The 13,201-nt window shown below is 60.3% G+C and carries 13 protein-coding genes; 5 read left to right on the forward strand and 8 right to left on the reverse strand.

The genetic code is table 11. The features are described from left to right. Positions 1–34 precede the first annotated feature (34 nt). Positions 35–367 (reverse strand): thioredoxin, encoded by a 333-nt coding sequence (gene trxA / locus BLW03_RS03315; RefSeq protein ID WP_074655739.1) that lies wholly within the window; start codon positions 365–367, stop codon positions 35–37. Positions 368–553: 186 nt separating this feature from the next. Between trxA and BLW03_RS03320 the strand changes: the two genes are divergently transcribed. The 3 genes from BLW03_RS03320 to BLW03_RS03330 all read left to right on the forward strand — a co-directional run bounded on the left by BLW03_RS03320 (position 554) and on the right by BLW03_RS03330 (position 3,352). Next, positions 554–1,276, forward strand: a complete 723-nt coding sequence (locus BLW03_RS03320; RefSeq protein ID WP_074652337.1) for an HAD family hydrolase — start codon at positions 554–556, stop codon at positions 1,274–1,276. A 214-nt stretch (positions 1,277–1,490) separates the two neighbouring features. Then, complete coding sequence (locus tag BLW03_RS03325; RefSeq protein WP_244501938.1) at positions 1,491–1,901, forward strand: (deoxy)nucleoside triphosphate pyrophosphohydrolase; 411 nt, start codon at positions 1,491–1,493, stop codon at positions 1,899–1,901. 122 nt (positions 1,902–2,023) lie between these two features. Beyond that, a complete protein-coding gene (locus BLW03_RS03330) occupies positions 2,024–3,352 on the forward strand; it encodes a M48 family metallopeptidase (protein WP_074652339.1) in 1,329 nt (442 codons plus the stop codon). A 140-nt stretch (positions 3,353–3,492) separates the two neighbouring features. Here BLW03_RS03330 and BLW03_RS03335 read toward each other — a convergent pair whose 3' ends face one another. Genes BLW03_RS03335 through BLW03_RS03355 form a run of 5 tightly spaced genes read right to left on the reverse strand, consistent with a single transcriptional unit; the run spans position 3,493 to position 9,664 of the window. After that, the gene (locus tag BLW03_RS03335; protein ID WP_074652340.1) at positions 3,493–4,743 is read right to left on the reverse strand and encodes an Nramp family divalent metal transporter; all 1,251 of its coding nucleotides are present in this window, start codon (positions 4,741–4,743) and stop codon (positions 3,493–3,495) included. Further along, the gene (locus BLW03_RS03340) at positions 4,740–5,720 is read right to left on the reverse strand and encodes an aldo/keto reductase (RefSeq protein WP_244501939.1); all 981 of its coding nucleotides are present in this window, start codon (positions 5,718–5,720) and stop codon (positions 4,740–4,742) included. Before BLW03_RS03340 ends, BLW03_RS03335 begins: the two co-directional genes overlap by 4 nt. Positions 5,721–5,743: 23 nt before the next feature. Continuing rightward, complete coding sequence (locus BLW03_RS03345; RefSeq protein ID WP_074652341.1) at positions 5,744–7,321, reverse strand: GMC oxidoreductase; 1,578 nt, start codon at positions 7,319–7,321, stop codon at positions 5,744–5,746. After that, positions 7,318–8,388 (reverse strand): CgeB family protein, encoded by a 1,071-nt coding sequence (locus BLW03_RS03350; protein ID WP_074652342.1) that lies wholly within the window; start codon positions 8,386–8,388, stop codon positions 7,318–7,320. The genes BLW03_RS03345 and BLW03_RS03350 overlap by 4 nt, the downstream gene beginning before the upstream one ends. Positions 8,389–8,392: 4 nt before the next feature. Next, on the reverse strand, positions 8,393–9,664 hold the full coding sequence (locus tag BLW03_RS03355; protein ID WP_074652343.1) for a magnesium transporter MgtE N-terminal domain-containing protein: 1,272 nt from the start codon (positions 9,662–9,664) through the stop codon (positions 8,393–8,395). A 174-nt stretch (positions 9,665–9,838) separates the two neighbouring features. Here BLW03_RS03355 and BLW03_RS03360 point away from each other — a divergent pair, with 174 nt between their 5' ends. Beyond that, positions 9,839–10,321, forward strand: a complete 483-nt coding sequence (locus BLW03_RS03360) for an ATP-binding protein (RefSeq protein ID WP_083350683.1) — start codon at positions 9,839–9,841, stop codon at positions 10,319–10,321. Between the two features lie 61 nt (positions 10,322–10,382). After that, positions 10,383–10,730 carry an STAS domain-containing protein gene (locus tag BLW03_RS03365; RefSeq protein ID WP_014786284.1) on the forward strand — a complete coding sequence of 116 codons (348 nt, stop codon included), beginning with the start codon at positions 10,383–10,385 and terminating at the stop codon, positions 10,728–10,730. 209 nt (positions 10,731–10,939) lie between these two features. Here BLW03_RS03365 and pgsA read toward each other — a convergent pair whose 3' ends face one another. After that, positions 10,940–11,626, reverse strand: a complete 687-nt coding sequence (gene pgsA / locus BLW03_RS03370; protein WP_074652345.1) for a CDP-diacylglycerol--glycerol-3-phosphate 3-phosphatidyltransferase — start codon at positions 11,624–11,626, stop codon at positions 10,940–10,942. Positions 11,627–11,807: 181 nt separating this feature from the next. Continuing rightward, the gene (locus BLW03_RS03375; protein ID WP_074655741.1) at positions 11,808–13,103 is read right to left on the reverse strand and encodes a Glu/Leu/Phe/Val family dehydrogenase; all 1,296 of its coding nucleotides are present in this window, start codon (positions 13,101–13,103) and stop codon (positions 11,808–11,810) included. Positions 13,104–13,201: the final 98 nt, after the last annotated feature.

Genomic DNA, 13,201 nt, shown 5'->3' on the forward strand with positions numbered 1-13,201 from the left:
GCCTCCGGGCCTTTGTCCTGCAACCTCTCGAAATTTACGCCAGGACCTTGGTGATGGTCTTGTCGATGGTGTCCTTGGGGACGAAGCCGACAATCTGCTCGGCGACCTTGCCATCCTTGAAGAGCAGCAGGGCGGGAATACCACGGATGCCGTAGCGACCGGGTGTCGCGTTGTTGCGATCCACGTCCATCTTCATGACCTTGATCTGGCCGTTGTACTCCGTGGCAACCTGGTCGACGACGGGAGCCAGCGCGCGGCAAGGTCCGCACCAAGTGGCCCAGAAGTCCACAAGAACGGGGGTCGCACTCTTCAACACCTGCTCTTCAAAATCTGCATCGTTTACTTCGGTTACAAACTGTCCTGCCATGGTGTCCGCCTTCTCTCGGGATTTCGCTTGACCAGAACGCTGCGTTGTGTGCAGCCTTGCGATCATCCTCATCAATAGATGCAAGCCCGGAGAAAGAGTTTCATATCCGTCAAAGTGACGCCGTCCGGGCCTGCGGAATGACAACAGCGCTTGGCCGGTTACCGGTGTGCTGCGATCATGGATGGTATGACTTCCACAGTATCTGCGCGCACCCTTTCCGACCAGCAATTTCTCGATGCCGTCCGCGCCGGCAGGCCCCGTACGGCCGTCTTTGACTTCGACGGGACGCTCTGGCCCGGGGATGCAGGGTCCGGATTTCTGCATTGGACCATCGCCACCGGGCTGCTGCCAGAAGCCGCCACACGTCAGATCCTGGACCGACACGCCCTTTATCACCGCGGCGAGGTGGATGAAATCACCATCTGCGGCGAAATGACGTCGATCTACAGCGGACTCAGCGAAAAGGCCATCCGGGCCAGCGCCGCGCACTACTTCCGCGATCACGTGCGGCATCGCCTGTATCCCGTAATGATGGCCCTGGTGCATGAACTGCAGGATGCCGGCGTGGAGGTCTGGGCGGTCTCGTCGACCAATAACTGGATGATCGAAGAGGGCGTACGGGAGTTGCGCATTCCGGCTGAGCGCGTTCTGGCCGCTGCCGTTGCGGTGCAGGACGACCTTGTAACGGACACGATCGTCGACATTCCCAGCGATGAGGGCAAGGCCGCAGCCCTGCGCCGCGTGGGTCTGACGCACCCTGACGCAGTCTTCGGCAACAGCGTGCACGACTTCCACATGCTGGAGATGGCGCGCATGCCGTTTCCGGTCAACCCGTCTCCTGCACTCGCAGCAAAGGCGGGTGAACTGGGCTGGCCGGTCTTCTATCCGAAGGAAACGGAAGTCCTTTAGAGCGTGCCTTTGCGGATGCGCGCAGCGGCTTGTTGTGCCGTGCAGGCCGCTGCTGCATCTACACTGCTGTGACAGTATCTGCGCGAAGTTCACGCAGTGAACTGCACTGTGACGGCTATGGGACGGCCAAGGGTTGAAGAAGAAACAGGCAATCCGAAGGCTTGACGCACGCCGAAACGGCGCTGCCGGCCCGCGCCCGCCTAAGGCGCTTCGGATGGTCGTCGCCGCGCTGATCCTGCGGCCGGACGCGTCCGGCGGTGAGGAAGTCCTGATCTGCCAACGCAAGGCAGATCAGCCGATGGCGCTGAAGTGGGAATTTCCCGGCGGCAAAATCGAAGCGGGCGAAGGCCCGGAAGAGGCGCTGCATCGCGAACTGAATGAAGAACTCGGCATCTTTGCCGAGATCGGTCCGCCGCTGACGCGCATCCGCCACAACTATCGCAACGGCGGCGCGGTCGATCTGCAGTTCTTTACCGTCCGCAGCTACACCGGCGACCTGGAGAACCGCATCTTCCGCCAGATCCTGTGGTCCGGCTTCGGCGCACTCCCGGAGTACGACTTCCTGGCAGCCGATCTGGGCCTGATTCGTGACCTTGCCGACGGTAAGTTGAAGGTCACGGCCTAGCCCCGAAGCGAAGGCAGGCCGCTCCGTCCATCACAAATTTCTAGCGCGGTCTAAGATGACGTTCGCAACGCGACAGCAGATATTCGTGTGAAGCGCAAACCCGAACCCTGCTATAAGTGCGCATGCGCCGTCTGTTAACGATTCTCGTTCTCCTGCTGGCCTTCACTCCGCTCCACGCCGCCACCACGCCCGCGGAAAAGCTGGCGAACGACGCCGCGCAGCGCGAACTCGACAGTTCACCGCGCGACGGAAACATCCCGTCCTACAGTCTGTCCCCTGAAAACCTGGCGAAGGGCCGGCACCTGGAACACGTTGGCAACGTCATGCACTTTGGCGGAGCGCTGTGGGGCATTGCTTACCTGACACTCTTGCTCTTACTGGGTGTGGTGGGAATTGTCCAGCGAGAGGCGACTCGCCGCTTCCGCAACCGGTGGCTCCAGTGCTTCTACTTCCTGCTGCTTTTCGGCGCTATCACCACGGTGCTTGACCTTCCACTCGCCGTCTACGGCCACTGGCTGCGGCTGCACTATGGGCTTTCAGTCCAGGGTTGGGGAAGCTGGACTTTGGACCAGTTGAAGAGTTCCGCGATCGGCTGGCTTGTGGGTGGTCTGCTGATCATGCTGCTCTTCTTCATCATCCGTAAGCTGCCGCGGGGCTGGTGGTTCGCCTTCTGGCTCTGCTCCATCCCGATCATTCTGGCTGGCATCTTCGTCACGCCGTACATCATCGATCCCCTCTTCAATAAATTCGAGCCACTCTCGCAGTCGAATCCCGAGCTCGTCCAGCGGCTGGAACAGGTCGTGCATCGCGGCAACATGGACATCCCGCCCGAGCGCATGTTCCTGATGAAGGCATCGGCAAAAGTGACGACGCTGAATGCCTATGTCACCGGCTTCGGCTCGTCCAAGCGCGTGGTCGTTTGGGACACGTCCATCAGCAAGGGCACGCCGGATGAAATCATGTTCATCTTCGGGCATGAGAGTGGGCACTACGTTCTGAACCACATCGTGCAGGGCATCCTGTTTTCGACCGTGATCCTGCTGGTGTCGTTCTACCTTGGCTATCGCTTTGTTACCTGGGCGATCCGGCGCTTCGGTGCTTCCTGGGGCGTGACCTCCCAGACGGAGTGGGGCATGCTGCCCATTCTTCTGCTCGCCTTCTCCCTCTTCAGCCTGGCGCTCGAGCCCGTCACATCCACCGCGACGCGCACGCACGAACATGACGCAGACGTGTACGGTCAGGAGGCAATTCACGGCTTGGTGACCAATCCGCAGGCGGTCGCACGCGATGCATTCCAAGTGCTTGGTGACACGAGCTTTGATGACCCGAATCCGTCCCAGTTCATCGAATTCTGGACATACTCACACCCGAGCATCGGCAGGCGCGCAGCATTTGCGGCGCATTACGATCCGTGGGCTGGCGGCTTCGAGCCGAAGTACTTCAAACGCTAGGAACGGGAGGGGGGCACACAAAATGGCGTCCCATTCTTTTGCCAGGCAAATGGTCCGTATCGCGAGGGAGATTGACCTGATTCACTCCCCGATGAATGTGTTTCGCGCCGCGCGAATTCCACGCTCGGTCTTCGCTAAACCTATCCCCGCAACGACTGCCACACCAGCACCAGCGAAAGTCCCGTCACAATTGCCGCCGTTCCCCACGCGATGATGTTGAACCATAGCCGGTTGTGGAACTCGCCCATCAATTCCTTGTTGTTGATCAACCGCAGCATGAAGTACATGACAACTGGCAGCAGCAGACCGTTCAACACCTGCGACAGGATTGCCATGCTGACCAGTGGGAAGTTGGGGATGAGCACAACCGCCGCGCCCGCGACGATAAGGCCGGTATAGAGCCAGTAGAAGACCGGTGCCTGCTTCCACGTACGGTTCAGCCCGCTCTCAAATCCGAGGCCCTCACAGACGGTGTAGGCCGTCGACAGCGGCAGGATCGAAGCCGCGAACAGCGACGCGTTAAACAGCCCGGCTGCGAAGAGCAGGAAGGCATAGTCGCCCGCTATGGGACGGAGTGCTTCGGCCGCATCGGCTGGTACGTTGATCTGCCGGACACCGTGGACGAACAGCGTCGCAGCACAGACAACGACGATGAACCAGGCAACGACATCGGTAAAGATCGATCCGATGATGACGTCGAGCCGTGTCGCTTTGTACTGCCGAACGGTCACGCCCTTTTCGACAATCGAGGATTGCAGGTAGAACTGCATCCACGGCGTAATTGTGGTGCCGATGACGCCGATCGTCATATAGACGTAGTTGTGATCCTTCCACGCGGAGCGATTCGGCAGCTTGACCGTCTCAACCATCGCAGCATGCCAGTCAGGGCGGCCAAGTACGCCAGCAACGATGTACGCCAGATACACCACGGACGCAAAGAGGAATATCTTCTCTACGCTCTTGTAATCGCCCTTAACGACCATGACCCACACCAGCGCAGCGGCAGCCGGTACGGCGATGTACTTACTCACATGGAAGAGCTGCATGGATCCAGCGATCCCAGTGAACTCCGCGATGACGTTGCCGAAGTTCACGATGACCAGCAGAAACATGATCACAGCAGTCATGCGCAGGCCGAACTCTTCACGAATCAGATCGCTGAGGCCCTTGCCGGTCACAGCGCCCATGCGGGCACACATCTCCTGCACCACGATCAGCGCCAGCGTGATGGGAATCATCGTCCACAACAGCGAGTAACCGTACTGCGCACCCGCCTGCGAATACGTCAGAATGCCGCCGGCATCATTGTCCACATTAGCCGTGATGAAGCCCGGCCCCAGCGCAGCCAGGAAGAAAAGTATCCTGACTTTCCAACTCTTAAACATCTTCATACGGTGAATTCCGTCGGGATTTGATCGGCCTCTGCTTGTACCAACCGGTAGAGCTCCATAGCCTTCGCATTGGCAGCGGATGGCTCAGCCAGCAGTGCGTTGGAGCGAATGTGTGCGTTGTCCTTCGACGAGAAGAGCACGATGCCCACCGGGTTTGTCCCGAGCGCCGCGCGCATCATCAGCTCGCCAAGGACCCCGGGAGCACGCAGGTCTGTGCCTGTTGCGGCAGACCAGCGTTTGGCTATGTCTTCTGAAGCGAGATATCGCTCCAGCCGGCGGCGGTTGCCTGCCAGCGACCGATGGTGAATCTTGAATGTGTCGATATCCTCCACGCCATCGAACACGGACCACTCACGCTGAACGACACGCGCGTATGCGGGCGACTCCGCAAGGATCGCACTGGCATGTCCACGGTCTGTACCCACGCCGAACGCGCCAATACTTCCCTTCTGCTTTGCGTTCTCCAGGAACCCAAGCAGCGGCGAGTCTCGGACTTCACCAGCAGTCGCATCGTGCAACAGAAAGAGATCGATCCGATCGACGCGAAGGTTGCGCAGGCTGCTTTCAAGCGATGCCTGCGCCTTTTGGATGGAAAGGTCGCGCTTTGCTGGAACAGCCGCGACCACCGACGCTGCGCGCTGCGCTTTCGCCTTAAGAGCCGGAATGGCTTTGATCAAAGGTCGCGCCAGGTTGCGTGCAATACCGATGAGCCCTGGATTTTTCGCGGGCGCTATGCCGAATTTCGTTGTTACTGTGACTTCTTCGCGATGTTGCGACAGGAATTCCCCGAGGCACCCCTCTGCTTCTCCGTAGCCATAGGCGGGCGCGACATCGAAGTGCCGCACACCGGCGTCAAAAGCCCATTGGAGCGTTTGAAGCGACTCACGCCGGCCCATGGAACCCATGATGCTGGAGCAGCCGAAGCCAAGGCGCGTGGTGCGGCGGCCAGTATCTGCGAAATCGATCGTCGGCATCATCGGAGGATTCTTTCAGTGAGCAATTAGACTGCGGCAGTCTGCCGCGCCAGTCGTCTGGCAAGCCGGACCGCTAGTGCAAGCACGGTGTGGGTCGGGTTGGAGTAGCCGCCCGTCGGGAAGACGGAGGCACTGCAAAGAGAGAGATTGGGTATGCCGTGCAATCGCAGGTCGACGTCCACGACACCGTCCGTGGGTATCGCTGACATTCTCGTACCGCCGATATGGTGCAGCCCGTCATCACAGCGTTCGCGTAGAGCTGCATCATCCCGCAGGTCAATGGTCGGCACAAGCTCCGCGATTTTCTGCTCCTTCAGGTTACGCCCTGCCACATCGAGAAACGTGCGAATGGTGTCCAGTTCCGTCAACGAGATTCGCCAGTCGAGCCGCGCACGGCGCATCCCCAGAGCGTCGCGCTCGTCAGCCAGCGTGACGCGGCTGGCGCCATCCGGTTCCTGCTCGCAGTGGACACGCAATGACAGGGCTGCATCTGGGCTGTTGTAGACGCGATGGTTCACCTTATACGACCAGGCTTGTCGGAGCAGCATTGGGAAGTTAGCCAGCAGATGTACCACCTGTGCCCCATCCATCTCGCCCCACGCCCCGCGCAGCAAGCGTCGTCCTGTTGACTTGATCGCCCCGGCGATTTCATCCGAGCTATCGCGAAAGGCGAAGGTGCCGGCGACATTCAGGACACGATATTCGCTCTGTGCCAGAGACGAGAGCCGAAACTTCGGATGGTACTTGTAGCCGCCGAGAAGAACATTGGTGAAACTGCCAAGGAAACGTTCGCGGTCCAGCGGACGTACGTTAACGACGTCACAATCGACGTGATCCTGGAAGCCGGTACCAACCAGTCCATTTGGGTTCCAGCGTTCGTCATGCGATTCCTGCAAATGCAATAGCAGCCGCGACGTTTCGATGGCGCCGATGGCGAGGACAAATTCCCGGGCACGCACCGTGGCCTGATTACCGTTGAGACTGCGGAAGACTGCCTTCCGCACGTGCACACCGTCATCCTCAAGCACGACGTCCATGAGATTCGCATGGACCACGGAAGAGACACGCGATGAGGCAGCCATCTCAGCACCATGCAACCGGGCGAAATTTGGCTGCGGGCACCAGCGTGTGAAGTAGGGCTCCAGTTCGCTGCCAAGATCTGGAAGCTCTTCCCCGACCGCCCTCCACACCTCTTCATCATGATGAAGCGAAGCAATTAGCCCTTCGAATTCGAACGCAGTCGCATAGAAAGGGAATAAATCGTCTTTAGTAATTGGCCAGCCACTATGAGCGACCCAGTCCCGATGTGCAAAATCAATGGGTTCAAGCTCCAGGATCTGGCCACCCCATCGGATGGTCGTACCACCCCACGCGCGGAAGCGGCCTTTGTGCACGCCGGTGTGCGGCTGACCAATGACATCCGTGTCATAAAGCTTCTGCGATGGTTCCTCCAGGGTGGGTCCACCGCTCTCCATCAGGATCACCCTGCGACCAGCGCGTGACAGTTCTAAAGCCAGCACGGTTCCCGCAGCGCCAGCGCCGACGATACAGACATCAAACAATTCATCTGGAGCGAACGCCCCGTCCGCAAGATCGTGCCTCATTCGGCTTTACCCGTTCCCGCCCGAGAGGGGCGACTTGCAATGAGGGTGCGGACGCGCTCGATGATCTGCCGAATCTGTGTGTCGTTGTCGTAACCCGAAGTGGTTGCGCGTCTCTGACCAGCCGCAGCGATGGATGCCCTTCCACCCTCATCCTTAAGGTACTGACGAATTTTGGCCGCGCATTCGTCAAGCCCTTCAAAGAAGACTGCTTCCACATCCTCTTCAAAACGAAGCTTGTGACCGGCGGAGCGCTCCGCCAGGAGGAAGCCTCCGCAAGCAGCAATCTCAAAGCTCTTATGTACGAACTCGTCCTGATTGGAGTGCGTCAGGAAAGACAGATTGATACGGGAACGCCAGATGCCCTCACGGTAGTCGGCATTGCGCAATTCCCCGGAGCCGTTATAGATCTGCTGTCCGCCGACCGCTGCCAACGCGGGTTTCCAGATCACGCTGCCGTTCACCTGCACCGCGAAACCGCATTCGCGCCACAGTTGAGTCAAGAAGGTCGGTCGTTGGTCGTACGGTGTACCGATGAACGACACGTCGCGATTTCGGTCCTCGTCGCTCCATAAAGCCGGTGGAGGAAAGTGAACGGTTGGTTCATAAGCCGTCTGGATCTTGATGACATTCCGTGCGCCGGCGGCCATGTAGTCGCGCATATTCACATCGCGCTGCGTGCAATGCAGATCGTAGTCAGGAATCGTCTTCGCATACAGTCGCCAGCCGGGGTCGCGGCGTGGTCCGAAGAAGTTATCGATCATGTACGAGACCGTCACGATCCCCCACGAACGAAGCGTCTGCAGCGTCTGCGGACGCATACCGAGAACCTTGTCCGCCCACACAATGTCCGGCTGCAGCTGCTTCGCCATGGCCAGAATGTCTTTGTTCAGCCGCGATATGCCGGGGCCCATCACGGCTCGAAATTCCAACTTCTGCATGAGCGCGTTGCTGTTCAGGTAGTCCAGCGTGTTGACCGTCGTTACGTCGTGTCCCTCTCGGCGCAATGCCATGGCACGGAAAAGCGCGGAATCGAAGGGCGCTAGCTGCGCGACATACAGAATCCGCATCGTGTCAGCGCCCCGCCCGCAACAGCGCGATCACGTGTTCTGGATAGATCACGCCGGCGAGCTGGCGGTCGTGCTCCAGCACGGCAAGCGAGCGCAGGTTGTATTTGTCGAACTGCTCTGCGATTTCGCGGCTGCCTGCGTCGATGGAGCAGGTATGCATGCGCGGTTCGCGAATGGCCTTTAGCGGTGTCGAGCGCTCGGCGAGCATCATGCGCGCGAGGGTGACAACGCCGGTCAGATGCTGTGATTCGTTCAGCAGAAAGATCTCATTCACCGTCTCCAGGTCGCCTTCAAAGACACGCAGCGCATCCACCGCGTGCTGCACATCCGCAGAGTCCGGCAGCGCGACGTAGTCCGTCGTCATGCGGCCCGCGGCCCAGTCTTCCGGGAACTCCAGCAGTTCTTCGACGTGTGCGCGCTCCTCGGGCTCCATCTCGTGCAGGATGGCCTCGGAACGCTCTTCCGACAGTTCCGCCAACAGGTCGGCGGCAGCGCCCGGATCCATCTCTTCCACGATGTCGGCGACGCGGCTGGAGTCCATCCCCTCAAGCAGCGAGCGTTGCAACTTGGGATCGACTTCCTCAAGCGCCTCGGCCGCGATCTCTTCGTCCAGAGACGTGAAGACGGCTTCGCGTTCCGCCGGTGCAAGCTCTGCAAGGATGTCCGCGATGTCCGACGGGTGCATGTTCGACAGGCGGTCGCCTTCAATCTTCAGGCGAACACGACGCGCCGGATCGCGATCGATCAGGTCGACGAACTCCCACGGAATCACGCGCGCCTGGAAGCGATGCGCCAACGCCTCCACCAGCGACTGCGGCAGGCCTTTCAGCAACCTTCGCACGGCGCCGCGCATGCCCACTTCAACCTCGGCGATGCGCAGCTTACAGACGGAGTCAGCCTCGACCTCCCACACCAAATCGACGTCGTTCACGCGTACGACCTTGTGGCCGTGAACGTCAATGATCTGCTGGTCGAGCAGATCGCGCTCAAGCAGCACCGAGGAGGGCGAGAGCTCCATGATGGTGCGTTCGGTGTCGGCGCGCAGACGGATTTCCCCATGCGCGCTAAAGGTCAGATCTCCGAGCGGCACTGTGTACACCTGCCGGTCCCGCACCTTGCCAGAGGCGGAGAGCACGAGGCAACTGACGTGCGTGCCAGCGTCTTCCGACTTCAGAAGGAACTCCGCGATGCGTCCGCTGGCGTTGCCGTCCGCGTCAAGAACTCGAGCGCCCATCATGGAAGACAGGCTGGTGCGACGGATCGTCTGTTCGGTCATCGACCTTGCCTCCCTGTCCTATCGATTGGGGTTCCACTTCGCAGTCTACCCAAGCCTTCGCGTCCGGGCGAATACAGAGACCGAATGAGCTGATTGGAAGGAACTTCCGGCCGCGTGGCGGCATCCAAATCGGGATGTTTTCTTGACATTCCTCGCCGCGGGAAGCACACTTCGATGGAAGACCGGACATTTGCACAGACGCTGCACCGGAGACCGTTGCCCAACACGCCCACAACCCGAACCAGCCTTACCCTGGCGTCGACACTGGAAACCGTGGACCGCGTGGAGCACGAAGCAGAAAGCTTCGCTGCCCGCTTCGGCTTCAACGAAGACGACGTATCGAGCATCGCCATGGCTGTGCGCGAAGCGACGGTCAATGCGGTCATCCACGGCAATGCCTACAGCCACGACAAGCAGGTCACCGCAAACTTTGAAGCCACCGAAGACGACCTGGTCTTCCGCATCAGCGACCAGGGTACCGGCTTCAACGAGGAGACCATTCCCGACCCGCTCTCGCCGGAGAACATCCTGCGAGGATCAGGGCGCGGCGTCTTCCTCATGCGGGCTTTCATGGATGAGGTACACTTTCGCCAGCTATCGCCCGGGACAGAGCTAACGCTGATCAAGCACCGAACGCCCGCGGAAAACGCAGCCTGAAACTTTTCACTTCAAGCAGCAATGCAACATATTTCGCCGATCCTTTCGGCAGGAGAGCACGATGAGCATGAAGGTAAGCACGCGCCAGGTTGACGGCGTAACGATTCTGGACCTGAGCGGTCGCATCACCCTGGGCGAAGGCTCCGTTACCCTGCGCGACGCCGTGCGCGACCTCGTCGCGAAGGGCGACAAGAACATCCTGCTGAACCTGGGTGACGTCAGCTACATCGACAGCTCGGGCATCGGCGAGCTGGTCAGCGCATTCACCAGCGTGAAGAACTCCGGTGGCGAACTGAAGCTGCTGAACCTGACCAAGAAGGTCCACGACCTGCTCCAGATCACCAAGCTGTATACCGTGTTCGACGTCAAGGATGACGAGACCTCGGCTGTGGGTTCGTTCACCCGCTAAGCACTTGCTGTTTGCAATCGAGAAAGGCCGTCGCTCACGCGACGGCCTTTCTGTTGCTCCAATACCTTTGGTGCCCCATCCGCAGCATCCTCGCACCAGCGCGAATCGGGATCCGCTCACCCGTGGAGCGCAGTCCAATTCAGACTTGAGAAAAGCGCTTGATCTTCGCACGGAGGGCGGCCAGTGCGTGACTCGCCGGGATCGAGCCGCTAAGCCCCGCCAGCCGTCGGGCCGACGGTCACGACGGCCTTCTTGCGGCTGAGAACGCTGGCGCGCTTGCGGCGATTGTGGGCGCTGGCATGGTCGATCTTGCCCCAAAAGCCCACGAAGTAGTCGACCGCGCTGATGATCGATACCGCCGCCATCCAGTAGATCGCAGTCACCGCGATGACGTGGACCGGCACGAAGAACCAGCCGGTGCCCTGCTGCCATCCGGGACCGATCCACCACGCGTCCCAGCCGTGGTCGAGGATAGCGGCGACGACCGAGACGATCTGGATCACCGTCTTCAGTTTGCCGATCTCGCTGGCGTCAATGGTGAAGCCCTCGTTTGCCGCGATGGAGCGCAGGCCGCTGACCAGAAACTCGCGTCCGATGACGAGCACGGCGATCCATGGCGGAACGATGCGGGGATTGAAGCTGATGAGACAGACGTAGCCGGCGGTGACGAGCAGCTTGTCCGCCAGCGGGTCCAGCAGCATGCCCATGGTGGTGATCTGTCCGCGGCGGCGCGCCAGGTAGCCGTCCAGCCCGTCCGTAATGGACGCGGCGATGAACAACGTCGACGCAACGATCTCCTGCTCATGACCATGCGCAGGGAAGCTGCCGGACAGCAGCCAGATGAGCAGCGGCACGCATGCAATGCGGCTCATCGTCATGGAATTGGGAAGATTCACCAGGGCACCTGGCCGCGATCAAGCACCATGCCTGGAGGCGGCGTCACCATGATTCTTGCACAGCTTGGAGACGCGCTCACGATTAGCGCACGGGTCTGACCGTCCGAGTCGCGAAAGGGATCTGCATTCTGCCGGATGCCCTGACCGTATGCAGATCCCTCCCCTTGCCCTTTCGAGATACTCAGGCGTAGATGCCGCGCTGCTTGGTCGTATAGGCCACGCGGTCGATCGCCAGCATGTACGCTGCGATGCGGTTGTTCACACCGTGCTCCTCCGCGTAACGGATGACATCGATGAAGCTCTGCACCATCAGGCGGTCCAGGCGGTCGTTGACCTCTTCCTCCGTCCAGAAGTAGCCCATGCGGTCCTGCACCCACTCAAAGTAGCTGGCCGTCACGCCACCGGCATTTGCGAGGATGTCCGGTACGACAAAAACACCGTTCTTCTCGAGGATCTCGTCCGCCGCAGGCGTCGTTGGACCGTTGGCGCCTTCGACGAGGATTCTCGCCTTCACCGCACCGGCATTGCGGCTGGTGATGACGTTCTCATGCGCGGCGGGAATCAGGATCTCGCAGACCGTGGTCAGCAGTTCCTCGCTGTTCGCCTCGGCTGCACCGGCGAAGCCGTTGATGCTGCCAGTCTTCTTTCGATGCTCCACGAGCGCTGGTACGTCGATGCCTTGTTCATTCAGCAGGCCGCCATCCCACTCGGCGATGCCGATGACCTTGTAGCCCTTTCGCTTCAACAACAGCGCGGCGTTCGATCCAACATTCCCGAAGCCCTGGATGATCACGCGGCAGTCAGCGGGCTTCATGCCCAGGTAGTTCAGCGCCTGGTCGCAGGCGATGGAGACACCACGGCCAGTGGCGGCACTGCGGCCACGCGATCCGCCAATGTTGATCGGCTTGCCCGTCACCACGCTGGTGACCGTCTGACGCATGTGCATGGAGTAGGTATCCATGATCCAGGCCATCGTCTGTTCGTTGGTGTTGACGTCCGGCGCGGGAACGTCCTTCTCCGGCCCGAAGACCTCGATCATCTCCGCGGTGTAACGGCGGGTCATGCGCTCCAGTTCACCCTGGCTCATCTTCTTCGGGTCGCAGATCACGCCCCCCTTGGCGCCGCCGAACGGGATGTTCACCACGGCGCACTTCCACGTCATCCAGCTCGCCAGAGCGCGGACCTCGTCCAGGTTTACGTCGGGTGCGTAGCGGATGCCGCCCTTGGCCGGACCGCGGGCCACGCTGTGCTGCACGCGGAAACCGGTAAAGACCTCGATGCGGCCGTCATCCATCATCACCGGAAAGTGCACGATGATCTCGCGTGCCGGCTGGCTCAGTACCTTCCAGATCCCTGTGTCCAGGTCCAGCTTCTTCGCGGCAAAGTCAAAGCGGGCGGCTTGCGCCTCCCAGGGGTTCAATTCCTTCTCCAGCGCGGCATCCGCGTTGAGGTCTTCCACTTCCAATAGTGCTGCCATGCTTCCTGCCTTCTCTCTTCTGGCTGCCGCGAGTCTTACTTCCGCCGGTGCAAGCCACGTTTTGTTGGACGCGCCACGCTGGATGTCGATGCGTGAAA

It is taken from the genome of Terriglobus roseus (assembly GCF_900105625.1).
Taxonomy (GTDB): Bacteria; Acidobacteriota; Terriglobia; order Terriglobales; family Acidobacteriaceae; genus Terriglobus; species Terriglobus roseus_B.